The sequence below is a fragment of the Streptomyces sp. NPDC048637 genome (assembly GCF_040650675.1).
Classification (GTDB): Bacteria; Actinomycetota; Actinomycetes; order Streptomycetales; family Streptomycetaceae; genus Streptomyces.
Genome location: NZ_JBEZHQ010000032.1, coordinates 75892 through 98994, shown reverse-complemented (window position 1 = coordinate 98994; position 23103 = coordinate 75892). Strand labels below are relative to the sequence as shown.

Genomic DNA, 23103 nt, shown 5'->3' with positions numbered 1-23103 from the left:
CAAGACCTGGCTGATTGCGCACCCCCGCTTCCACCTGCACTTCACACCCACCGGATCATCCTGGCTCAACCTGGTGGAACGCTGGTTCGCAGAGCCCACGAACAAGCAGATACGGCGAGGCGTCCACAAGAGCGTCCAGGCCCTGGAGAAGGACATCCGGACCTGGATCGCCGACCGCCGTACGTCTCTGGCTCCGCTCGTAACCCAGCGGACAGTGCTTGGGAACCGGGCCGCGCCAGCGCAGGCTATCGCCTCCGGCGGGGCTGTTTGAGCTTGATGCGGCCGGCTCGCGGGTGTCCGACGATTGTGAGCGTCGGGGAGCTCGGGTCTGCCGGCGCAGTGGCCTTGTTGCTGATGTGCGCGGTATTGGTGCTCGCCCCGTCGATCCGCACCGCCCAGCCCTGCGGAACGATCAACTGAATGTTGCCCGTTCCGCAACTCGCCTCGACAGTAACGTCACGGTGCGCACAGAGCGCCTCGGTGAAATCGATCACGATGTGCAGCATTTTGCATTCGGCGACGATCCTCCGGGGGACTGTCCACCGGCCGCTCTGCTCGACGTTGCGCAGGCGGGGCTTGAGGACGAGGGTTTCCACGTCAGTGCCAGAACGCGAGCCGGAGGGCCGCTCCTGTGGCAGATCAGCGACCAGGGTGTCGAGTTCGCCGTACGTCTTCGCGGCGTAAGCCCTATCGAGCCTCTCCTCCAACTCGGTAAAGTCGATACGGCCTTCGCCCGCCGCGACCCGCAGCTTCTCAGCCACCAACTCCCGGTCGGCATCTGCTGCCCGAAGCTCCGCCATGCCCGGCGTCGTCAGCTCCGACCCCTGCTCCCCATCAGTCATGGTGCGACTGTAACCGCACGGACAAAGACCTCCCGGCCTGATGCTGAGACGGTGCATGCGACCCGCCGGACAGGCCCTGAGCCTTGAGCCCGTTACGCCGCTGTCGCACCTCGCCTACCGTCCTCGCCATGGATACGACGGGCATGCTCGATGAAACGCTCCAGCCGCGTCACCAACCTCTTGGCCGAGTACACCTAGCCGCGCCTGGCCCAGCTCGCCCATGGCCTTGGTGATGGTCCCGGCAGCGGCGCCGGGACTACCGGCCGGTCCAGCACGGTGAGTTCGGGCCATTGCTGCTTCCAGCGGGCCGGGCCGCCTTGGTCTCGTAGACCTCCTGTGTGATCACTCCCCATGCCTACCACCCGCCACAGACACTGCCTGCGGACGCGAGGTCCCCTTCTGAAACGTCAGGACGCCCGCGGCGACACCGGGCGCTCGAAGAAGGTCTCCAGTGAGACCGTCGCCTGGGTTCCGCTGACGCCCTCGATCGCGTACAGCCTGCGCAGCACGTCCTGGAGCTCCTCGGTGGTCGCGGTGCGCACTTTCGCCAGGACGGAGGCGGTGCCCGCGATCACATGTGCCTCCTCGATCTCGGGAATGGCCAGGAAGGCGGCTGCCGAATCGCCCATCCACGCCGACGACTCGACCATGACGAACGCGAGTACTCCACGGCCGAGGGCGGCGGGGTCCACCTCCACGGTCGTACGGCGAATGACTCCGCGCTCACGGAGCTTGCGGACCCGCTCATGAATGGCACCTACGAGGTCCTGGACGACCGCTTCCGGACCGGGAGATGCGCGAATGGCGACGAGCGTCTGGAGAAGCTGTACGAAGGCTGCCGCTGGGCCGGGGGGCCGGTCTATCTGCCCGCCTAGCGCCAGTTGGTCTGGAGCGACATCCCGAACGACCGGATGCTGCGCTGGGACGAGCCGACCGGTTCCGTCGGCGTCTTCCGTTCCCCGGCCGGGCACAGCAACGGCAACACCCTCGATGGCCAGTCCCGGCTGATCAGCTGCGAGCAGGGCAACCGCCGCGTCACCCGCACCGAGCACGACGGAAGCATCACCGTGCTGGCCGACCGCTTCCACGGCAAGCGGCTCAACAGCCCCAACGACGCGGTCGTGCACTCCGACGGCACCATCTGGTTCTCCGATCCCGACTTCGGAATCACCAGCGACTACGAGGGCTATCGCGCCGAGAGCGAGATCGGCGCATGCCACGTCTACCGGATCGACGCGTCGACGGGCGGCGTCAGCCTTGCGGCGGACGGCTTCAGCGGGCCGAATGGGCTGGTCCTCTCGCCAGACGAGCGGCAGTTGTACGTCTCGGACACCCGCGCCGGTCACCTCCGGGTCTTCGACGTGCGTGCGGACGGGTCGCTTTCGGAGGGCAGGGTCTTCGCCGAAATTGCCGATGGACAGGGCCGGTTCGACAACATCCGCTTCGATGACGAGGGCCGGTTGTGGGCGGCCGCCATGTTCGGCGGGGTGCACTGCTACGACCCGGACGGCACCTTGATCGGGCGTCTCCGCGTCCCCGAAGCGGTCTCCAACATCGCCTTCGGCGGGCCGAAGAACAACCGTCTCTTCATCACCGCTACCACGACGCTGTATTCGCAACGAGGGCTCAGCGGCCGGCGTGCCCTGTGCGCCAGCGGCTCGGGGACAGACCGGCCTGACGCTGGAAGAACGTGGTGAAGTTCGCGGCGTCGTGGAAGCCGAGACGCCCTGCGCAGCGCGCGGCAGGCAGGTCGGTGTGTGCGAGCAGCCGTTTGGCCTCCAGCAGGATCCGCTGGTCGAGGAACTGCTTGGCGCCCAGGCCCGTTACGGCGCGGGTCGCCCGGGTGAGGGTGCGCGGACCGTAGCCGAGGGTGGAGGCGTAGTCACGTACGTGGTGGTGCTCGGTGAACCGTTCCTCCACCGCGGTCCGGTAGTGGTGGAAGACGGTGTGTTCGTGGGGCCTGCCGGTCGGGGGCTCGGCCGGCTCGGCGGGCAGCACCCGCAGCACGAGGGCAGACAGAAGGTGGGCGAGCAGCGGGACCGAGGACAGCCGTGGATGCGATACCGCTGCCGCGTGCTCGTGCCGCAGGTGATCCGCGGCCCGTATGGCCAGTTCCCAGACGTCCTGCTCCAGTTGCCAGCAGGCCGGACCGAAGACATCCCCCGCCGCCTGCGCCACGGGGCCCGGAGCGGGCAGGAAGCCCTGTGTGAAGAGCAGGAGGGGGCCTTCCAGGGCGTCGACATCGGTCCAGCGGTGCACCACACCAGGACGTATCCACACGACGGTTCGCTCCCGCAGGGGGTGCTCGATGAAATCGGCGGTGTGTCGTCCTACGCCCGACTGCACCAAGGCCATGACATGGAAGGCCGGGCGCTGGGGTCGGGTTCGCCGGCGGCTGCGGTCCATGAGCCGCAGTTGCGCGAAGCTGAGCATTTCGACATCGGCACTGGCGGACTTCACCGCTGGTCTTTGAGGCCGGCCGAACCGATCCTTGAGACCGGCCCAACCGATCCTTGAAGCCGGCCGAACGGGTCCTTGAGACCGGCAGACGCGCCGGGCCGGGCGGCCGAGGAGTGGGTGCGGCGGCCACCCCGACCATTGAACTGGCCGCCGCGGAGCCGACCTTACCCGCGGGTCACTTACGGGGCCATCGCTTGATCACCGACCGGAGTGAGGTGTGCGTCACGCCGCACCAGCGCCGCATAACGCCCCTCGGCGGCGAGCAGTTCGTCATGGGTGCCGCGCTCGGCGATCCGGCCGGCTTCCAGCACGACGATCTGGTCGGCGTCGCGGACCGTGGAGAGGCGGTGCGCGATGGTGAGGGTGGTGCGGCCCTCGGACAGCTCGTCGATGGCCTGCTGCACGGCGTGTTCGGTGCGGGTGTCCAGGGCGCTGGTCGCTTCGTCCAGGACGAGGACGGGCGGGTCTCGCAGGATGGTCCGGGCGAGGGCCAGGCGCTGTTTCTCGCCGCCGGAGAAACGGTAGCCGCGCTCGCCGACGAGGGTGTCGTAGCCGCCAGGGAGGGCGGCGATGTGGTCGTGGATCTGGGCGGCCCTGGCGGCGCGTTCGATCTCGTCGTCGGTGGCGTCCGGCTTGGCGAAGCGGAGGTTGTCGGCGACCGAGGCGTGGAAGAGGTAGGTCTCCTGGGAGACCACGCCGACCGAGCGCGCGAGGGTGTCGAAGTCGAGGTCACGGACGTCCGTGCCGTCGAGGGTGACCCGGCCCGCGGTCACGTCGTAGAGCCGCGGCACGAGATAGCTCAGGGTGCTCTTTCCGCTGCCGGTCGACCCGACGACGGCGAGGCTGCCGCCGGCGGGGACGGTCAGATCGATGCCGTCGAGGGTGGGGGCGGCCTCGGGGTCGTAGCGGAACGTCACGTTCTCGAAGCGGACTTCACCACGTGGGGCCGGGATGCGGACCGGCTCGGCGGGCTCGGTGATGGCAACCGGCAGATCGAGGTATTCGAAGATGCGCTGGAAGAGCGCGAGCGAGGTCTGCATCTGTACGCCGGTGGACAGCAGGGAGACGGTGGGCCGCAGCAGGCCCTGCTGGAGCGAGACGAAGGCGACCAGGGTGCCGAGGGAGAAGACCGGGCCGCCGAGCTGGAGGACCACACCTGCCGCCCAGTAGATCAGCGCGGGCATGGCGGCCATGACGATCCCGATGGTGGCCATCCGCCAGCGGCCGGCCATGTTGGCGCGGACCTCCAGGTCGACCAGGCGCTCGGACTCGCCGGCGAAGGTCCGGGTGAGGGAGTCGGCGCGGCCCATCGTGCGGCCCAGGAGGATGCCGCTGACGGAGAGGGACTCGGTGACCATCGCGGACATCGCGGCCATCTGCTTCTGCCGCTGCGTGGTGATCTTCTTGCGTTCGTTGCCGACCCGGCGGCTGATCCAGACGAAGAGCGGAAGCAGCAGCAGCGAGACGACGGTCAGCCGCCAGTCGAGCGCGAGCATGGCGCAGACGGTGGCGATGACGGAGGTCAGATTGGAGACCAGGGAGGTGGCGGTGGTGGTGACCGTCGCCTGCATACCGCCGATGTCATTGGCGATCCGGGACTGGACCTCGCCCGTGCGGGTGCGGGTGAAGAAGGCCAGCGGCATCCGCTGGAGCTTGGCGTAGACGGCGGTGCGCAGATCGTGCATGACGCGCTGCCCGACGGTGGTGGACAGCAGGGTCTGCAGTACGCCGAAGACGCTGGTGGTGACGGCGGTGACGATCATGCCGAGGGCGAGCAGGGTCAGCAGTCCCGTGCGCCGGCCGGGTATCGCCACGTCCAGGATCTCGCGGAGGAGGAACGGCGAGGCGACCGAGACCAGCGAGGAGGCGCCGACAAGCAGGCCGACGAGGGCGAGCCGGCCGAGGTAGGGGTGGAAGAGAGCGAGGATCCGCCGCAACTGGACCGGCTTTCCCGGGTCCTTGGGCGGCGGGGTCCACTGGGGTTCGTCGCTGCGCATGGGCTCCTTCGAGGGTGTGCGGAAGACAGACACGGACGGACGGGGAAGCAAGCATCGTGGAGCCTAGCTCATTGTTACCTATGCTCACAATGAACAAGGTCCTGCTGTCCGCTATCCTCGCCGTATGCCCTCCCCCGAGCCGACGGTCAGCACCACGAACCTCGCCGAGCAGCTGGTACGGCTGACCCGTCGTATGCACCGCGCCCAGAAGCACCATCTGGAACACCTGGACATCGTCTTCACCCCCGCGCAGTCCCGGCTCCTGCGGATCGTCGACCACTACCGCGACACCCCGCCCCGGATGGCCGACCTCGCCGAGCGGCTGGAGGTCGTCCCGCGGGCGGTGACCACGCTGGTGGACGCGCTGGAGACCCATGACGCGGTGCGCCGGGTACCCGATCCGGCCAACCGGCGGGTGATCCGGATCGAGCTGACCGACACCGGCCGTGCCACCCTGCGGGCGTTGCGCAGCGCCCGGCGGGCCGCGGCGGAGGAGATCCTGGCACCACTCACCGCCGATCAGCGCGAGGTGCTCGGCGGACTGCTGTCCACCCTGGTCGACGGGCCAGGGGTCCCGCATTGAACTCGGGCCGGTCCGGTGGGCCGGCGTGGATCAGCCCGCGGCGTCTGATGCCGCGGCCCACGCCGACCCGCCGGAGAGGCCCTGACGCGCAGTCAACGGAGGAGTGCCGCCATGCCCCTGCTGGAGCCGGACCCCGAGACCCTGCGACCCACCGCCACCGGCAGCCCGGCCCACGACCGGGTGACCGGCCCGTGGGCATCCGGCACCCCCGAGCCGCTGCGCGGTGAGCTGATCGCGCTGCTCGGCGCGGACAAGGTGCTCCACACCATCTCCGACCTGGTCCGCTACGCCTCCGACGCCAGCCCGTACCGCTTCGTCCCGCAGGTCGTGGTGGTGGCCGAGGACCTCGACGACATCTCCGCGGTCTTCTCCTACGCGCACGGGAAGGGCCGCAAGGTCGTCTTCCGGGCCGCCGGCACCTCGCTCAACGGCCAGGCGCAGGGCGAGGACATCCTCGTCGACGTACGCCGGCACTGGACGGGCGTCCAGGTGCTCGACGACGGGCTCCGCGCCCGCATCCGGCCGAGCACCACCGTGCTGCGCGCCAACACCACCCTGGCCCGGTACGGGCGGCTGCTCGGGCCCGATCCGGCCAGCGCCGTCGCCTGCACACTGGGCGGAGTGGTCGCCAACAACGCCTCCGGGATGACGGCCGGCACCACCCATAACTCCTACCGGACGCTGGCCTCGGTCACCGTCGTGCTGCCGTCGGGCACCATCGTGGACACCGCGGAACCGGACGCGGACGCGGAGCTGGCGCACGCCGAACCGGCGCTGTGCGCGGGCCTGTTGGCGCTGAAGGCGGAGATCGAGGCGGATCCGGGACTGGTGGCCAGGATCCGCGCCAAGTACGAGATCAAGAACACCAACGGCTACCGCCTGGACGCCTTCCTCGACGGCGCGACACCGGTGGAGATCCTGCGCGGACTGATGGTCGGCTCCGAGGGCACCCTCGGCTTCCTGGCCGAGACCGTCTTCGACACCGTGCCGCTGGACCGGTACACCTCCAGCGCGCTGCTGTTCTTCCCGACGCTCGGCGCCGCGGCCGCGGCCGTCCCGCGGTTCAACGCGGCGGGCGCGCGGGCCGTGGAGCTGATGGACGGTCATACGCTGCGCGCTTCGGTGAGCGTGGCCGGGGTGCCCGCCGACTGGGCAGCGCTGCCCAAGGAGACCACGGCGCTGCTGGTGGAGTTCCGGGCGCCCGACGAGGCCGGCCAGGAGGCGTACGAGCGGGCCGCGGCGCAGGTGCTGACGGAACTGGAGCTGGTCGCGCCGGTTGCGTCCGTCACCAATGCCTTCACCCGGGACGCGGGGGCGATCGGCGGCTACTGGAAGGCCCGCAAGGCGTTCGTGACGGCGGTGGGCGGCTCCCGGCCGCCCGGGACGACGCTGATCACCGAGGACTTCGCGGTACCGCCGGCCCGGCTCGCGGAGGCCGGTACGGCCCTGCTGGAACTGCAGTCGCGGCACGGTTTCGACGCGGCGGTGGCGGGCCACGCCGCGCACGGCAATCTGCACTTCCTGCTCGCCTTCGACGCGGCGGAGCCGGCCGAGGTGGCGCGCTACGCCGCGTTCATGGACGAGTTCTGCCGGCTGACCGTCCAGCGCTTCGACGGGTCGCTGAAGGCGGAGCACGCCACCGGACGGAACATCGCGCCGTTCCTGGAGCTCGAATGGGGCCCACGGGCAACGGAGTTGATGTGGCGGATCAAGGAGACCGTGGACCCGCACGGCATCCTGGCGCCCCGCATCCTGCTCGACCGCGACCCGCGGGCGCATCTGCGCGGGCTGAAGACCATCCCCCGGGTCGAGGCCCGCGCCGATCCGTGCATCGAATGCGGCTTCTGCGAACCGGCCTGCCCCAGCGGGGACCTGACCACCACACCCCGCCAGCGGATCGTGCTGCGCCGCGAAATGCTGCGCCAGCCGGCCGGCTCCCCCGTCACCGGCGCGCTGCTGGGCGCCTACGGCTATGACGCGGTGGACACCTGCGCCGGTGACTCGGTCTGCAAACTGGCCTGCCCGGTGGGGATCGACACCGGTGCGCTGATGAAGGACTTCCGGCACCGGCGGCACACACCGCGCGAGGAGTGGGTCGCCGCGCAGTCCGCCCGGCAGTTCAAGGCCGTCGAGAAGGCGGCGCGGCTGGCGGTGGCCGCCGCCGACCGGATCGGCGACCGGCTGCTGAGGTCGGTGACCGGCGCCGCCCGCAGGGCCGTTCGCCCCGACCTGGTGCCGAGTGGCTGCCGCAGATTCCCGGTGCGGCGCCCCGTACGCGGCCCGCGACCCGGAGGGTGGGGGCGGCCGCGGTCTACTACCCGGCATGTGTGAACCGGATCTTCGGCCCGCCCGCCGGGTTCCGCGGGCTGCCCCTGCCCGAAGCGGTGGTGGCGGTGTCGCGGCGGGCGGGCCGGCCGGTGTGGATCCCGCCGGAGGTGGCCGGTACCTGCTGCGCCACGATCTGGCACTCCAAGGGGTACCGGCGCGGCACCGAGGTGATGGCCAACCGCATCGTCGAGGCGGCCTGGGGATGGACGGCCGGCGGCCGGCTGCCGCTGGTGGTGGACGCGTCCTCGTGCACGCTGGGCCTCGCCCATGACGTCGTGCCGTATCTGACACCCGGCAATCGCGCACTGCATGCCGGGCTGACCGTCGTCGACTCGGTCGTCTGGGCCGCCGAGGAGCTGCTGCCCCGTCTGGAGTTGGTGCGTACGGTCGGCTCGGCGGTGCTCCATCCCACCTGCGCCATGCAGCACTTGGGCGACGAGAGCCAGCTGCGCCGGGTCGCCGAGGCCTGTGCGCGGGAGGTCGTGGTGCCGGACGACGTGGGCTGCTGTGCGTTCGCCGGTGACCGGGGGATGCTGCACAGTGAGCTGACCGAGTCGGCCACCGCCAAGGAGGCGGCCGAGGTGACCGCCCGGCACTTCGATGCGCATCTGTCGGCGAACCGGATGTGCGAGGTGGGGATGGACCATGCGACGGCGGGCCGGGGCTACTACTCGGCCCTCCAGGCGCTGGAGTGGGCCACCCGGCCCGCTTGAGGGTGTGCAGTGCGGCGCGGCGCCCGGCGGCGGTGCGGAACGGCCGGTGTCCCGCACCCGCCGGGAGGGCAGGTCCGCCCGGCGGGTGCGGGAGCGTGCGGGTCAGCGCGCGCGGTGCAGCGCGACCGCTCCCTTGGCGGGGACGGAGAGCTGCGCCTTCCCGTCGTCTCCCACGGTGACCGTGTGGCCGTCGCACGCGGACGGTGCGGCCGCCACGACATTGCAGTAGGTGCCGGCGGGCAGCGAGGTGGCGAAGGTCTGCTTCAGCTCCGCGTCCCCGTTGTTGAGGGCGACGAACCCCTTGGCGCCCCGGCCGAAGGCGATGGCGCTGCCGCCGTTGTCCCACCAGTCGGTCAGCTCCGCCGAGCCCACCGCATTGCGGAACCCGACCATCCCGGTGATCGCCTGCTTGGCGTGCTGGTCGGTCCAGCCGCCGCTGCCGCTCGGCGGTCCGGCGTCCTTGTCGGACCACTCGTAGCCGGAGTGAACGTTCGGCGACCCGTAGGGCGAGGCGAGCATGAAGACATGGGCGAGCGTGTAGGCCGCGCCGTCCTTGTAGGTGAGCGTCGAGCCGTTGCGTTCGGTGTCCCAGTTGTCGACGAAGGTGCGGGCCCTGTCACTGCCGAGCTTGCCGTCCGCGACGGACTTGAGCTGGGCGAGGTTGCCGCCCTGGAAGGCACTCTTGAGGTGGCTGCCGTATCGGAATTCGTCGATGTCGCCGTTGCCGGTGTACTCCTCGGGCTGCACCGCCTCGCCGGCGCCGTGGATGACCTCCTGCACCCAGTAGCCGGGGTCGCTCATCTTGCCCTTGATGGCGGCGAGGTCGGCGGCGGAGATGTGCTTGGCGGCGTCCACCCGGAAGCCGTCGACGCCCAAGGACCGCAGGTCGTCGAGGTACTTGGCGATGGTGGTGCGGACCTGGTCGCGGCCGGTGTCGAGGTCGGAGAGGCCCACGAGTTCGCAGGTCTGGACGTCGTCGCGGTTGCCGTAGTCGGAGATGCTCTTGCGGCAGCCGTGGAAGTCCTGGTCCTGGTAGGTGCCGGGGTAGTGGTACTTGGTGTACTGGGTGCCGCCGGTGCCCGTACCGGATCCGGCCGCCATGTGGTTGATGACGGCATCGGCGATGACCTTGACGCCCGCGGTATGGCAGGCGCTGACCATCGCGGCGAACGCGGACCGGCCGCCCAGCCGTCCGGCGATCTTGTAGCTGACGGGCTGGTAGGAGGTCCACCACTGATCGCCCTGGATGTGCTCGGAGGCGGGTGAGACCTCGACATAGCCATAGCCGGCCGGTCCGAGCTGGTCGGTGCAGGCCTGGGCGACGTCCGCGTACTTCCGTTCGAACAGCGTGGCGGTGACGGTCTTTTCGCCGGGTGGGGCGGCCTGGGAGGACCACGGCGCGAAGGTGGCGAGGCCGGCCGCGGCCAGCACTCCGGCCAGCGCCCCGCCCAGCACACGGGAACGTTGCTGCATCTTGCGGCTCCTTGGTCATGGGGCACGGCAGCGCGCACCGCGCCCACGAGAGCAGCCACGCGCCGGGCCGCCATGGGGGGATTTCCGTATCGGAGCCTGCCGTTCGCCTCGTGGACACGTCAAGGCTTTCTGCAAGGCTTTTCAGCGCCTTGCGAAAGATGCTGGCAGCGGCGCATCCTGCCTTGCCGCGATGGATCCGGTAATGCGGCAAAGAGTCCAAGCGTGCCGTAACAAGAGTCCAATCGGCCCTCTTGTGCCTCAGGCCTCCGGCCGACAGGGTCCTGACCGAGGTTCACGTAGGCCCCGGCACACCACCGCTCCTGGAGGACCGATGAACGAGGCACCATCGCAGCACGACGACCACAACGAGGCGGGGCCGAGCCGCCGTTCGGTCCTGTGGACCGCCGGTGCGGCGGGCGCCGGGCTCGGGCTCGGCGGCCTCCCGGCCGGACCGGCCGCGGCGGCCGCACCCGGCGCGGCCGGCTCCGCGACGGCCGCCGCCGCGTCCCCCCGCGCCACGGGCAGGACGATGATCGGGGTGCCGTTCGAGCGGCGCGGCACCGTACGCGTCGGCATCGTCGGCCTCGGCAACCGGGGCGGCAGCATGATCGACCTCTTCCTCGCGGTGCCGGGCGCCCGTGTCGTCGCCCTGTGCGACCCGGTGAAGGAGAAGACCGCCACGGCCGCCAAGAAGGTCACCGACGCGGGGCAGCCGGCGCCCGCCGTCTACACCAAGGGCGACCATGACTTCGAGAACCTCTGCAAGCGCGGCGACATCGACTTCGTCTACGTGGCCACGCCCTGGGACTGGCACTTCGACATGGCGAAGACCGCGATGCTCAACGGCAAGCACGTGGGCGTGGAATGCCCCCTCGCGCTGCGCCTGGACCAGCTGTGGGAGCTGGTCGACCTCTCCGAGCGCACCCGCAAGCACTGTATGCAGCTGGAGAACTGCTGTTACGGCAAGAACGAGATGCGGGTGCTGCGGATGGCCCATGCGGGCCTGTTCGGTGACCTGCTGCACGGCGCCGGCGCCTACAACCACGATCTGCGCGGCCTGATGTTCGACCCCAAGTACTACGAGGGGCCCTGGCGCCGGCTGTGGCACACCCGGCTGCGCGGCGACCTCTACCCCAATCACGGGTTCGGTCCGGTCGCCAACTACATGGACGTCAACCGCGGCGACCGCGCCGTACGGATCTCCAGCTTCGGCACCCCGGCGCTCGGTCTCGCCGCGTACCGCAAGGAGCACATGCCCGCGAACGACCCCAGCTGGAAGGAGTCGTACATCGAGAGCGACCGGACGATCAGCCTCGTACAGACCGCCAAGGGGCGGGTGATCCGGCTGGAGCACGATGTCTCCACCCCGCACCCCTACAGCCGGATCAACAGCCTCGGCGGCACCAAGGGCGTCTTCGAGGACTACCCCGAGCGGATCTATCTGGAGCCGGACCAGAGCAATGACGAGTGGGGCGACTTCCGCAAGTACGCGGAGTGGGACCACTGGCTCTGGAAGGAGCACGCCAACCCGCCCGGCGGGCACGGTGGCATGGACTACATGCTGGTCTTCCGGCTGATGCAGTGCATGCGGCTGGGCCTCGTACCGGACTTCGACGTCTATGACGGGGCGACCTGGACCGCGCCGGTGCCGTTGAGCGATCTGTCGATCAAGGCGAAGGGCGCCCCGCAGGAGATTCCCGACTTCACCCGCGGACTGTGGAAGAAGGCGCGGCCGGGGATGGATTCGAAGAAGCCCGAGGAGTAAGAGCCCGGAGCGCTCCCCGGGCCCGGCAGGCGGCTGCACGCCGGCCGGGCCCGCCGCCTCAGGTGTCGCGGGTCGTGACGGCTGCGGCGCCCGGTTCGGCCGCGTCCTCCCGCGGCGTGTCCGGCGCCGGTTCCCCCCGCTGCGGCAGCCGGTCCCGCTCCGCCGGCCCGTCGGCCGGGGCGGCGGCCGGCCCGTCGGCCGGGGCAGCAGCCGGCTCTGCACCGTTCAGGACCTTCTTCGCCGTCACCCGGTCCAGTGCGCCCTCCCAGCGGGAGACCGCGAAGACCGCGACACAGTTGCCGAGCAGATTGGTCGCCACCCGCATCGAGTCCATGATCCGGTCGACACCGAGCAGCAGGGCGACCGCGGAGGCCGGGATGACGCCCAGCGCGGAGGCCGTCGCGGACAGCGCGAGAAACGCCGAACCCGGTACGCCCGCCATGCCCTTGCTGGTCAGCATCAGTACCAGCACCACGGTGATCTGCTGACCGAGCGACAGATCGACACCGATGGCCTGCGCGATGAAGAGCGTGCCGATGGAGAGGTAGATAGAGGCGCCGTCGAGGTTGAAGGAGTAGCCGGTCGGCAGCACCAGGCCCACCGCGTCGTCCCGGCAGCCCGCGGCCCGCAGCTTCTGCATCATCCGCGGCATCACGGTCTCGCTGGAGCCGGTGCCGAGCGCCAGCAGCAGCTCCTCACGGGTGTAGCGGACGAATTTCCACAGGCTCAGCCCGGTGACGGCCTTGAGGGCACCCGCGAGCAGCACCAGGAAGGCCAGCGCGACGCCGTAACAGACCGCGATCAGCTTGCCGTACGTCGACATCGCGCCCAGGCCGTACTCCCCCACCAGGTGGGCGGTGGCACCGAGGACGGCGAGCGGGGCGAGCTTCATGAGGAAGCCGACGACGGTGAACACGACGTCCTGGGCCTGCTCGATCAGCGGCAGGATCTGCGGCACCTTCGTCTGCCCGAGGTGCAGCAGCGCGGCACCCACCAAGCAGGCCAGCACCAGGACCTGCAGCAGCGAATTCTCCGCGAACGCGCCGACCGCGCTGTTCGGCAGCGACTCCAGGACGAACTGGGCGGCGGAGGGCAGCTGTCCGCCACCCGTCTTGGCGTCCACCGCGCCCTTGTCCAGGGAAGCCGGGTCGATGTGCATCCCGGCACCGGGGGTGAAGACATTGGCGGCCAGCAGGCCGACGACGAGCGCGATACTGGTCGCCACCTCGAACCAGATCAGGGCCTTGACCCCGATCCGGCCGAAGGCCTTGAGGTCGCCCGCCTTGGTGATGCCGGCGACGACCACACAGAAGACCAGGGGCGCGATCATCGCCTTGATCAGGCGTACGAAGCCGTCACCGAGCGGCTGGAGCGACGAACCCGCCTCCGGCCACAGGCGTCCGACGAGAACGCCGAGAACCAGGGCGATGAGGACCTGTGTGAACAGGCTGGTGCGCAGGTGACGGCCGGCGCGGCGGGCGAGAGTTCCGGTGGCGTGCGGCACGGGCACTCCTCCATGGACGGATTCTGGGATGCGGAAGTGGACTTCCGCGATCCGCCACTATTGCCGCTTGTTGTTCACCACGAAAGAGGTCGAGGTAACTTCCCTGGAAATCTTGGAGCTTGGTCCAAGGTGGCCCGCGCACCCTGTAGCGATTTGAGCAGCCATCGCCGCACTCTTCGCTTTCGTCCCCATCGCGGCGCGGGCCCGCCTCACACGCCTCGCACGCCTCGTTACGCCCGCCGAGACCCTCAGGCCGCGAGGTGCGCCTTGTCCCCCATGACGATGACGGGGTGCCGCGCCGGATCGAGGGCCCGCAGCAAGGCCCGCATCCCGGGCTTCGGGACGCTGACGCAGGCGGACGTGCCGCTGCCGTGGTCCAGATGCAGCCAGACCCCGCCGCCCTTGGACTGCCCCTCCGGCCGGGTCGGGTCCAGCGGGGAGGTCCCCTTGACGCGGTTGTAGTTGATCGCGACGACAAGGTCGAAGTCGTGACGGGTGTTCTTGGACCAGTACGACGGCGGGGTGAACGCCGAGGAGTGCGTATAGGGGAGCTTGGCGCCGGGGTCCGCGAGCACACCGCCCGCGTCGGTCAGCGAGAACACCCCGACGGGGCTGCGCTTGTCCCCTTCGTGATGATTCACCGTCCAGCCGCGCCGGCCGTTGTGAGCGGCCCAACTCGCCTTGCGGTCCCAGCCGTTGGCGCCCTTGTCGTAGAGGACGACGGTGGCGTCGGCGGAATTCACACCCGCGCCGTAGACCGCCACGACCTGCCGGGAAGCGGCCGGGATCCGTGACCGCAGGGCCGGGCCGACCTCGGGGATGTCCTTGAGGTGGGTGGTGGACGACCCGCCGCGGGCCGGGCCGCCGGGGCGCTCCCCCTTCGCCGCACCGTCGTCCTTGCCGCCACCGTCCCGGCCGCCGCCCGCACCGCCGCCGCAGCCCGCCAGAAGAACCAGCCCCGCCAGGGCCACCGCCGCCGTCCGCATCGCACTGCCCGCTGTCCGCATGGCCCCATGGTCGCACCGTGGACCTGACCGCCGTTCAGCCCCATCCACTGTCTCCCGGCCACCACACGATTGTCCGAATCACATGGCCACAGCGGAAAACCCGTTTGAAATCAGCCCAGTCCGCGGGCCAATCTTCCAGAACCTCCGCCGGCGACAAGACGTGCGGGAGGGGCATTTCGCCTGCCGGGACGGCCTGCTGCCGCCCCCTCACCACGACTCCGGCTGGAACAGCATGCACCTTCGTGACCTTCCGCACCCCGACCCGGGCGTCCCGGACGTCCGTACGGGCGGCGCCTTCCTCCGGTGGCTCTGCCGACAGCAGCTCGGCGGACAGCTCAAGGCCCTCGCCTGGGGGCTGGTGAACGTCGGTGCCATCGCCGCCTCCCCGCTGCCGGTGGGTCTCGCCGTACAGGCCGTGGTGGACCGCGACGGCGGCCGGCTCCTCCTGGCCGGCGGCCTGGTCCTCGCCCTGGGCGTACTGATCGCGCTCGGCGGCACCATGCTCCACCGCGCGACCGTCGCCAACTGGATCACCACCGTCGCCCGGATGCAGCAGCTGCTCGCCCGCAAGACCACGGAACTGGGCTCGGCCATAACCCGACGGGTGGCGGCCGGCGAGATCGTCACCGTCAGCACCGGCGACCTGGAGAAGATCGGCTGGTTCGTCGAGGCCCTCTCCCGGTTCGGTGCCTCGGCGCTGACCGCGATCGGCGTCTCCGTCGCCCTGGCCTTCTACCAGCCGGAACTGGGCGTCCTGGTGGCCGTCGGCGTACCCGTACTCGCGCTGGCCGTCCTGCCGCTGCTGCCGCCCGCCACCCGGCGCGCCGACGCCCAGCGCGAGAAGGCCGGCCAGGCCACCGAGCTGGCCTCCGACACCGTCGCCGGGCTGCGCGTGCTGCGCGGCATCGGCGGCGAGGAACTCTTCCTCGGCCGCTACCGCAGCGCCTCCCAAAAGGTACGCAAGGCCGCCGTCCGCAGCGCCCGGATGTGGTCCCTGATCTCGGCCGTCCAGGTCCTGCTGCCGGGCCTGCTGCTCATCTCGGTGGTCTGGTACGGGACCCGGCTCGCCCTCGACGGCACCATCGCCGTCGGCGATCTCGTCACCATCTACAGCGCGGTCGCCTTCCTGCTCTTCCCGCTGCAGCACTTCGAAGAGATCGCCCAGGCCTACTCCTTCGCCAGGCCCTCGGCGCAGCGCACGGCCCGCGTCCTGGCCCAGCACCGGCCGGCCGGCGGACGGACCGAGGACCGGGGGACGACGCCCACCGGCGCTCTGCACGACCCGGTCAGCGGGCTGACCGCCCCGGCCGGCCGGCTGACCGCGGTGGTCTGCGGCGACCCCGACGCCGCCGGCCGGCTCGCCGAACGCCTCGGCGGACACCCGGCGCAGGAGGAGGACGGCAGTGACGGCGGCATCGGCCCGTCCGCCGTCCTCGGCGGCACCCCACTGGACGACCTGCCACGGGACGCCGCCCGCAGGGCCGTACTCGTCCAGGACAAGGACCCGATGCTGCTCTCCGGCACGCTCGGCGAACTGCTCGACGTACCGGGCTCCGGGCGGGTGGGCGCGACGGAAGCGCTGGCCGCGGCCCAGTGCGGCGATGTGCTGACCACGCTCGCGCAGGCCTCGGTCGACGACTCGGGAGACCCGATGCGCACCTTCATCACCGAGCGCGGACGGTCGTTGTCCGGCGGGCAGCGGCAGCGACTGGCGCTGGCCCGCTCGCTGGTCACCGACCCGGAGGTGCTGGTGCTCGACGAGCCGACCAGCGCCGTCGACGCACACACCGAGGCCCGGATCGCCGACGGCCTGCGGACGGTCCGGACCGGCCGGACGACGGTCGTGCTCACCTCCAGCCCGCTCCTCCTGGACCGGGCCGAGCAGGTGGTGTTCCTCCAGGAGGGCAAGGCCGTCGCCATGGCCACCCACCGCGAACTGCTGCACAGCCACCCCGGCTACCGCGCGGTCGTCACCCGCGAAACGGACCCCGCGCCGGCGCTGTCGACCGGCCAGATCGAGGAGACCGCATGATCGGCCTGGCACCGCCGGACCACGATCCGGACGCCCCGCAGACCCTCACGACCCTCCCCGTCGGCTCACCGGCAACCGTCCGCAGCTACGTCGGCGGCCTGCTCCGCCGTCACCGCACGGCGTTCGCGGTGCTGATCGCCGTGAACACCGCCGCGGTGATCGCCTCCATGGCCGGCCCATATCTGCTCGGCGGAGTCGTCGAGCAGCTGTCCGCGGGCGCCCGCGACCTCCCGCTGGAGCGCACCCTCGCGGTGTTCGCCGTCGCGCTGGCCGCCCAGACGGTGTTCGTGCGCATGGTCCGGCTGCGCGGGGCGATGCTCGGCGAACGGATGCTGGCGGATCTGCGGGAGGACTTCCTCGTACGGTCCGTGGCGCTGCCGCCGGGCGTACTGGAGCGGGCCGGCACCGGCGATCTGCTGTCGCGGATCACCACGGACATCGACCGGCTCTCCAGCGCGATGCGCAAGGCCGTACCGCAGCTGGCCATCGGCGTGGTGTGGGTGGCGCTGCTGATCGGCGGACTGACGGTGACCGCGCCGCCGCTGGCCCTGTCCGTGGTGGTCGCCATGCCCCTGCTGATCGTCGGCTGCCGGTGGTACTACAAGCGGGCGCCGAGCGCCTACCGTTCGGAGGCCGCCGGTTACGCCGCGGTGTCCGCCGTGCTCACCGAGTCCGTGGACGCGGGGCATACGGTCGAGGCCCACCGGCTGGGCGCCCGCCGGATCGCGCTGTCGGAGCGCCGCATCCGGGACTGGACCCAGTGGGAGCGCTACACGCTCTTTCTGCGCTCGGTGCTCTTCCCCGTCATCGATCTGACGCATGTGCTGCTCCTGGGCTCGGTGTTGCTGCTCGGCGGCGCATTCGTCATGCAGGGCTGGCTCAGCCCCGGGCAGCTGACGACGGGGGCGCTGCTGGCACAGATGATGATCGAGCCGGTCGGCATGATCCTGCGCTGGTACGACGAGCTGCAGGTGGCCCAGGTGTCCATCGCGCGACTCGTCGGCGTCCGGGAGATCGCGCCGGAGCCCACCGACCCGGACCGGCGCCCGGACGGCCGGGACCTCCGTGCCGACGAGGTGAGCTTCGGCTACCGCGCGGGCGCTGATGTGCTGCACGAGGTCTCGCTGCGGGTCCGGCCGGGCACCCGGCTGGCACTGGTCGGGCCGTCCGGCGCAGGCAAATCGACGCTGGGCCGGCTGCTGGCCGGTATCTACGGGCCCCGCATGGGCAGCGTCACCCTGGGCGGCGCCGAGCTCTCCACGATGCCGGCCGAGCGGATCCGCGAACAGGTGGCGCTGGTCAACCAGGAACACCACGTCTTCGTCGGCTCGCTCCGCGACAACCTCCTGCTGGCCCGCACCGGAGCGGCCGATGCCGAACTGTGGGCCGCACTCGGCGCGGTGGACGCCGATGACTGGGCGCGGGCCCTGGGCAAAGGGCTGGACACCGAGGTCGGCTCGGGCGGGCACCCCCTGACTCCCGCCCAGGCCCAACAGATCGCGCTGGCCCGGCTGGTGCTCGCCGATCCGCACACCCTGGTGCTGGACGAGGCGACCTCCCTGCTGGACCCACGGGCGGCCCGCCACCTGGAGCGCTCGCTGGGCAGAGTGCTGGACGGCCGCACGGTCGTGGCCATTGCGCACCGGCTGCACACCGCACATGACGCCGATGTGATCGCGGTCGTCGAGGACGGCCGGATCAGCGAACTGGGCAGCCACGACGAACTGGTCGCAGCCGACGGCGCCTACGCGGCACTCTGGCGGTCCTGGCACGGCTGATGCGGTGGTACCGGCCGGGAGCAACATGGGCCCGCTATCGGGACGGCCTGGGAGAGCGGAGGGTGCGGACGGCCTGCACGAGTTGCGGTGATGCGGGTGGTGCGGCACCGCCTCGTGGGCGAGGAAATCGGTCGCACCCCGGGAGGCGAGCGACTACCTTCCACCTGAGCGCGGCGGGTGACGCGCCGCGACCGAAGGGAGTCAGGTATGGAGATCGCGGGCGCGCAGACCGGCCGTCTGGGCCTACTGCTCGGCCAGTTCGACCAGGCCAGGGAGATGGCCCAGGTACGGCTGACGGGGCTCGGTGACGAGGAGTACCTGTGGGAGCCGGTGCCCGGTTGCTGGTCGATCCGGCGCCGGGACGAGGCGGCGACGCCCAGGGCGTTCGGACCGGGCGAGTGGCTGCTCGACAAGGGCGCCCCGGAGATCCCGGCAAACGAGTACGCCGAGGTCGCCCGGCAGGCCGCCGGCGGCATGTCCGTCACCAAGATCGCTGATGACTGGAGCGTGAGTGTCGAGCGGGTCGAGCAGATCCTCGCCCACACCGGTACCCCGGAGCCCGACAACACACCGATCACGACCCTCGCGTGGCGGCTGAATCACCTGCACTTCGAATTCGCGGGCCGATGGGAGTGGACCTTCGGCGAACGGCGGCAGGAGCCGAAGCTGCTGGTCGACTTCACCCCCTCCGCCGCCTTGGCACTCGACCGGTTCTGGGCGCTGATCGACCGCTGGCGCGACAGCGTCGCCACCGTCACCGACGAGCAGCTCGACACCGTCGGCTTCTCGCAGTACCCCTACGGCTCCGACCCCGACGACCCGTTCATCGCCGTGCTGGCGGGCTCCAACCTCGAATTCATCCACCACATGGCCGAGATCGCGTTGCTCCGCGACCTGTGGCGGGCCCGCTTCACCAGTGCCGGTTAGGCACGGGCGCGCCGCGCGGGTGTTCATGGGCGTCTCCGCTCCACACACCGGTGAGCGGTCGGTCCTGCCACCTGCCGTGTGCAGTCCGCCAGTTGAGCTGACAGGGCGCAGCGAAACCCCTGGTGTAGATCGGCTTTCCACCAAGAAATCCGTCTCCACCAGGACCTCGTGTGCTGGTCCGCCTATCCGGCATCGGCGTGTGCAGCTCGACCCTGCGCTCGCTGTCCGGCCGCCTGCGCTCGCTGTCCGCCGGCCTGGGCGTCCGTCGCAGCGACCGCTGGTCAAGACACAAGTTCCGGCCCGGGCATGCTGGTCCGGGGAGTGTTTCCGGCGGTGTTCGGGGGGATCGGGGGGACCGGTGATGCTGGTGGTGCGACGGCGGCGCAGAGGTCAGGAAGTCGCAGAGGTCAGGAGGTCGAGTACTCAGGAGGTCGCAGAACTCAGGAAGTCGCAGACGTCAGGAAGTCCGCGCCGCCGTTTCCGGATGCGGGACGGGTCAGCGGTCAGCGGTCAGCCGGCCGAGTCGCCGCGCATTGCCTTGCGCAGGTCGCTCGTCTGCTGCGCAAGCGTCTTCAGGTCCACCTTCTTGAGGGAGCGCGAGGTCGCGTCGCCCACCCCGACCACGTCACCGACCGAGGTGCTGTCGGCCCAGACGCACAGGGGGATGTAGACGCCATCACCCTTGGAGATCCCGCAGCGCAGGACGGCTCCCTCCGCGTCGGGTTCCTGGAGATCGAAGTCCTTCGGCGCGACGGCCATCGCGTTCGGGGCGAACGCTGCCGCCACCCGCTGCTCCGGGTTGGACACCGTACCCGCACCGGTGTGGACCCCCAGGGTGACCGAGCGGTTGTCCTTCGGGTAGTAGACCGAGTCGGTCTGGGCCAGGCCCTTCAACTCCGGGTACGACGAGGGGTCCCGCTTCTCCGGCGGGTACATCTGCGCCGTGGCCTTCGCGTCGTAGCGAAGTTCGGCCGGCGTCGACTTCACCACCTCGGGGACGTTCTGCCCCTGGCCCTGGCTCTGCCCCTGTTCCCGTTCCTGGCTCTGCCCTTGCCCCTGCCGCGCCTCGGTTTCGCCCCCACCACCGAGCTGCGACCACGCCAGAAAACCGCCCCCGGCGAGCAGCACAACGACAATCAGGGCGACGGTCACGATCAGGCCGGTGCGGCGCTCAGGAGGAGTCGGAGGCTGCGGAGCGAAGCCCGCGCCTCCATGAGCCGGCAGTCCGACCGGCGGCGTCGGGCCGTTCTGCGGCGGAACCGGTGCGCCGGGATACGGCGGCTGAGGGGCGCCATATCCGGGCTGTGGCATCTGCGGCGGCTGGTGAGTCACGGTTGTCGGTTCTCTCACTTCATCGGTGGCAGGAGCCTGGACATCCTTCCGCATCCCTCGAACGTGCCGACCGCAGGGTGCTGGTGGGGGACAACCTGGGCAGCGACCGAATCCGGCGGATGATGCGCCGGAGCCGGGCAACGGCGTCGGTGACCGACCAACCACGTTGCCGAGCAGCCCGCCCGGCTCACGGTGGTCCAGCTACCGCCCTACGCTCCAGACCTCGATCCGGTCGAGGGCGGCTACTCCTCACACGGGAAGAACGGCCCGCCGACCAACCTCGGCGCCCGCATCCTCAACGAACTGACGGGCAGGGCCCACCGCAGCAAGTCACCGCAGCAAGTCATACCCGGGCCAGACCCCAGCCCTCTGGGCAGCTGTTTCCGCTGGATGTCGTTGTGGAGCACGTACGGAATCCCGCACCGTACCTGCCGGTCCGGCGGCGGCTTGCGCCCCGGGTACCAGAACTGGCACTCCTTGCCCGGCAACAACGGACTGACCAGCTCGCACCGTTCATCATCCGACACCCTCCACCTCCACAGTTGCCTTCCCCCGGACAGGCCGACACCGCGCACACAGCCCGGATACGACCATCCACCCCAGGCGCACCTCATGGATTCATGGCCTCATGGCGTCAGGGCGTCATGGCCTCGTGGTTTCAGGGCCTCATGGACGACACCACCACATCGGTGCCCTGCTTCTGCGCGGTGCACGCCCGGGGGGGGGGGGAGAGAGAAGCGCACCCCCGGCATCTGGTGCACATCAATCAGATGTCAGATGTAGCCGAGCGCGCCCAGACCGCCGAGGCCACCCAGCACCATGAACAGCGGCATCAGCACCTTCAGTTCCACCCAGCTGCCGGCCTTGAAACGCATGCCCTTGGGCGGACCGACGGGGTACCAGCGCTTACGGCCTATCGGGATGGGCCACAGGACGGGGCAGCCCGAGACCGTCAGGGCATCGCCGATGTCATGGACCAGCGCGCCCAGGACGACCGGCAGGCCCAGCCAGAGGTACTGCTGCCCCGGCTCGGTGAACAGCCAGCTCGCACCGTTGCCCGGCTGGTCGAGGACACCGGCCAGGATCCAGGCCGAGGCTGCACCCAGCAACCACACCAGCACATCGCTGGAGACCCGTGCCGCTCGCCACAGCAACCCCTCGATGGCGAGCACCATATGGACAAAGAGGATGCCGAGTACCGCCCAGCGGCCACCCTGCATCGCCAGCAGCGACATCCCGCCGCCGACCAGCACGGCCCACACCCAAGTGTGCGTGAGCGTGCGGTGACCTCCATTGCGGTTCGAGTCACCGCGCATCTTGGTCGCTTTGTAGACAGCGTGCGAGATGGCGTCGACCACCTCGCACAACGTCCGTGACAGTGGGCCGAAAGCCCGCGAGATGGTCGCGGACTTGTGGTCAAGGTCCGGGGCAAGCGCCGCTCCGGCGCAGATCAGAGCCCCACAGACGAGCACCGGCCAGGGCATCGGATGTCCGGCGGCAGCCGTCGCCGCGCCCACCCCCAGCCAGGCCGCGGCCCCGGACAGCGAGTGCGCCGGTCCCATCATGGTTCTTCCCACCCCTTGTTCTCTTGCGCGTGTTCACCTGCGCGGTGTGTGGCTCACAGGCTGCTGAACCGCGCCGCTGACGCCCGGTCGGCGACTCAGCGTAGCGCCAGATGATCTCCGCACGGGGAGGGGGGAGCCAACTCCTTCCCGCCCGGCCGGGACACCCCACGCCAGCTGCGCGGAGAAATGCAGTGCTGGGGGGAGAAGGAATGCAGCACTGGGGGCGCTGCTTCCTTGCCGGTCGCGCAGTTCTGACGCTCCGTCAGGCGCCGCCATAGGGGCGGCTACAGCGCGTCGCAGGGCGGGCCGGGCAGGGCCGGGAGGGCGGAGTCGGGGACGGGAGGGCGGAGGACGAGCGCGGGTGGGGCGGGGTGTGGGGCAGGGCAGGGTCGAGGGGGCGAGGGGACGAGAGGGCGGGGGACGAGCGCGGGTGGGGCGGGGTGTGGGGGCAAGGCAGAGTCGAGGGGCGGGCAGGGCGGGGGACGGCCGGGGCAGGGCGGGGCGGGGTGTGACGGGCGGACACCCGGGGCCCCTCCCCTCCCCTCACCACCTCCACCCCGCCTCAGCCCCATCTCCCGACCAGGCGCCCCCCCATTACGCAGCGCCCCACCCCCGCGACCTCCCGGTGCGGAACGGGCGCCCCTCTCGCGGCTCAGCGGTCTACCACCTCGGGTGATCTCCACCACGCAACGAGCGCGCCGCCACACGAAGCGGGATCACCGATGGCGACGGTGCGTTCGTAGTCGTGTACGGGTTGTAAAGACCTTGCACGGAAGCCTCCCTGGATGCCGGGGCTG

13 protein-coding genes and 5 pseudogenes are annotated in these 23103 nt (G+C 70.6%); 8 read left to right on the top strand and 10 right to left on the bottom strand.

Annotation, left to right across the window (positions count from 1 at the left end):
- Positions 1-271 (top strand): annotated as a pseudogene (locus tag AB0C46_RS30800) (IS630 family transposase); the annotation flags it as partial.
- On the opposite strand, the gene AB0C46_RS30795 reads toward AB0C46_RS30800, so the two are convergent.
- Together AB0C46_RS30795 and AB0C46_RS30790 are read right to left on the bottom strand one after the other, a co-directional pair.
- Positions 246-842: a DUF1707 domain-containing protein gene (locus AB0C46_RS30795; protein ID WP_362831827.1), complete on the bottom strand. Its 597-nt coding sequence runs from the start codon at positions 840-842 to the stop codon at positions 246-248. The pseudogene AB0C46_RS30800 and the gene AB0C46_RS30795 sit on opposite strands and share 26 nt — an antisense overlap.
- Positions 843-1249: 407 nt before the next feature.
- Positions 1250-1600, bottom strand: a pseudogene (locus AB0C46_RS30790) (Lrp/AsnC family transcriptional regulator); the annotation flags it as partial.
- Between AB0C46_RS30790 and AB0C46_RS30785 the strand changes: the two are divergent.
- Positions 1589-2539, top strand: a pseudogene (locus tag AB0C46_RS30785) (SMP-30/gluconolactonase/LRE family protein). The pseudogenes AB0C46_RS30790 and AB0C46_RS30785 sit on opposite strands and share 12 nt — an antisense overlap.
- Here the strand turns inward: AB0C46_RS30785 and AB0C46_RS30780 are convergent.
- Positions 2469-3302: a helix-turn-helix domain-containing protein gene (locus AB0C46_RS30780; protein ID WP_362831825.1), complete on the bottom strand. Its 834-nt coding sequence runs from the start codon at positions 3300-3302 to the stop codon at positions 2469-2471. The pseudogene AB0C46_RS30785 and the gene AB0C46_RS30780 sit on opposite strands and share 71 nt — an antisense overlap.
- A gap of 179 nt (positions 3303-3481) precedes the next feature.
- Positions 3482-5299, bottom strand: a complete 1818-nt coding sequence (locus tag AB0C46_RS30775; protein WP_362831823.1) for an ABC transporter ATP-binding protein — start codon at positions 5297-5299, stop codon at positions 3482-3484.
- Positions 5300-5423: 124 nt separating this feature from the next.
- On the opposite strand from AB0C46_RS30775, the gene AB0C46_RS30770 reads away from it, so the two are divergent.
- Both AB0C46_RS30770 and AB0C46_RS30765 read left to right on the top strand, forming a co-directional pair.
- Positions 5424-5882 (top strand): MarR family transcriptional regulator, encoded by a 459-nt coding sequence (locus AB0C46_RS30770; RefSeq protein ID WP_362831822.1) that lies wholly within the window; start codon positions 5424-5426, stop codon positions 5880-5882.
- 111 nt (positions 5883-5993) lie between these two features.
- Positions 5994-8923, top strand: a pseudogene (locus AB0C46_RS30765) (FAD-binding and (Fe-S)-binding domain-containing protein).
- 102 nt (positions 8924-9025) lie between these two features.
- On the opposite strand, the gene AB0C46_RS30760 reads toward AB0C46_RS30765, so the two are convergent.
- Positions 9026-10396 (bottom strand): alpha-amylase family protein, encoded by a 1371-nt coding sequence (locus tag AB0C46_RS30760; RefSeq protein WP_362831821.1) that lies wholly within the window; start codon positions 10394-10396, stop codon positions 9026-9028.
- 331 nt (positions 10397-10727) lie between these two features.
- Here AB0C46_RS30760 and AB0C46_RS30755 point away from each other — a divergent pair, with 331 nt between their 5' ends.
- Positions 10728-12161, top strand: a complete 1434-nt coding sequence (locus tag AB0C46_RS30755; RefSeq protein WP_362831820.1) for a Gfo/Idh/MocA family oxidoreductase — start codon at positions 10728-10730, stop codon at positions 12159-12161.
- 58 nt (positions 12162-12219) lie between these two features.
- On the opposite strand, the gene AB0C46_RS30750 is transcribed toward AB0C46_RS30755, so the two are convergent.
- Both AB0C46_RS30750 and AB0C46_RS30745 read right to left on the bottom strand, forming a co-directional pair.
- A complete protein-coding gene (locus tag AB0C46_RS30750) occupies positions 12220-13665 on the bottom strand; it encodes a cation:dicarboxylase symporter family transporter (protein ID WP_362831819.1) in 1446 nt (481 codons plus the stop codon).
- Positions 13666-13913: 248 nt separating this feature from the next.
- On the bottom strand, positions 13914-14672 hold the full coding sequence (locus tag AB0C46_RS30745) for a hypothetical protein (RefSeq protein WP_362831817.1): 759 nt from the start codon (positions 14670-14672) through the stop codon (positions 13914-13916).
- Between the two features lie 232 nt (positions 14673-14904).
- Between AB0C46_RS30745 and AB0C46_RS30740 the strand changes: the two genes are divergently transcribed.
- The 3 genes from AB0C46_RS30740 to AB0C46_RS30730 all read left to right on the top strand — a co-directional run bounded on the left by AB0C46_RS30740 (position 14905) and on the right by AB0C46_RS30730 (position 19409).
- Positions 14905-16704, top strand: a complete 1800-nt coding sequence (locus AB0C46_RS30740; protein WP_362831816.1) for an ABC transporter ATP-binding protein — start codon at positions 14905-14907, stop codon at positions 16702-16704.
- Positions 16701-18482 (top strand): ABC transporter ATP-binding protein, encoded by a 1782-nt coding sequence (locus tag AB0C46_RS30735; RefSeq protein ID WP_362831814.1) that lies wholly within the window; start codon positions 16701-16703, stop codon positions 18480-18482. The genes AB0C46_RS30740 and AB0C46_RS30735 overlap by 4 nt, the downstream gene beginning before the upstream one ends.
- Before the next feature lie 207 nt (positions 18483-18689).
- Positions 18690-19409 (top strand): DinB family protein, encoded by a 720-nt coding sequence (locus AB0C46_RS30730; RefSeq protein WP_362831812.1) that lies wholly within the window; start codon positions 18690-18692, stop codon positions 19407-19409.
- 510 nt (positions 19410-19919) lie between these two features.
- On the opposite strand, the gene AB0C46_RS30725 is transcribed toward AB0C46_RS30730, so the two are convergent.
- From AB0C46_RS30725 to AB0C46_RS30715, 3 genes and pseudogenes are all read right to left on the bottom strand, one after another.
- Positions 19920-20561, bottom strand: coding sequence for a hypothetical protein (locus AB0C46_RS30725; RefSeq protein WP_362831810.1), 642 nt, complete (start codon positions 20559-20561; stop codon positions 19920-19922).
- 518 nt (positions 20562-21079) lie between these two features.
- A pseudogene (locus AB0C46_RS30720) lies at positions 21080-21316 on the bottom strand (hypothetical protein); the annotation flags it as partial.
- Positions 21317-21514: 198 nt separating this feature from the next.
- Positions 21515-22306, bottom strand: a complete 792-nt coding sequence (locus AB0C46_RS30715; RefSeq protein WP_362831809.1) for a metal-dependent hydrolase — start codon at positions 22304-22306, stop codon at positions 21515-21517.
- Positions 22307-23103 lie beyond the last annotated feature (797 nt).

Excerpts from the sequence above, each read along its gene's own strand:
- AB0C46_RS30775 (WP_362831823.1), bottom strand. The coding sequence starts at position 5,299 with ATGCGCAGCGACGAACCCCAGTGGACCCCGCCGCCCAAGGACCCGGGA.
- AB0C46_RS30795 (WP_362831827.1), bottom strand. The coding sequence starts at position 842 with ATGACTGATGGGGAGCAGGGGTCGGAGCTGACGACGCCGGGCATGGCG.
- AB0C46_RS30715 (WP_362831809.1), bottom strand. The coding sequence starts at position 22,306 with ATGATGGGACCGGCGCACTCGCTGTCCGGGGCCGCGGCCTGGCTGGGG.
- AB0C46_RS30770 (WP_362831822.1), top strand. The coding sequence starts at position 5,424 with ATGCCCTCCCCCGAGCCGACGGTCAGCACCACGAACCTCGCCGAGCAG.
- AB0C46_RS30755 (WP_362831820.1), top strand. The coding sequence starts at position 10,728 with ATGAACGAGGCACCATCGCAGCACGACGACCACAACGAGGCGGGGCCG.
- AB0C46_RS30740 (WP_362831816.1), top strand. The coding sequence starts at position 14,905 with ATGCACCTTCGTGACCTTCCGCACCCCGACCCGGGCGTCCCGGACGTC.
- AB0C46_RS30730 (WP_362831812.1), top strand. The coding sequence starts at position 18,690 with ATGGAGATCGCGGGCGCGCAGACCGGCCGTCTGGGCCTACTGCTCGGC.
- AB0C46_RS30760 (WP_362831821.1), bottom strand. The coding sequence starts at position 10,396 with ATGCAGCAACGTTCCCGTGTGCTGGGCGGGGCGCTGGCCGGAGTGCTG.
- AB0C46_RS30745 (WP_362831817.1), bottom strand. The coding sequence starts at position 14,672 with ATGCGGACAGCGGGCAGTGCGATGCGGACGGCGGCGGTGGCCCTGGCG.
- AB0C46_RS30735 (WP_362831814.1), top strand. The coding sequence starts at position 16,701 with ATGATCGGCCTGGCACCGCCGGACCACGATCCGGACGCCCCGCAGACC.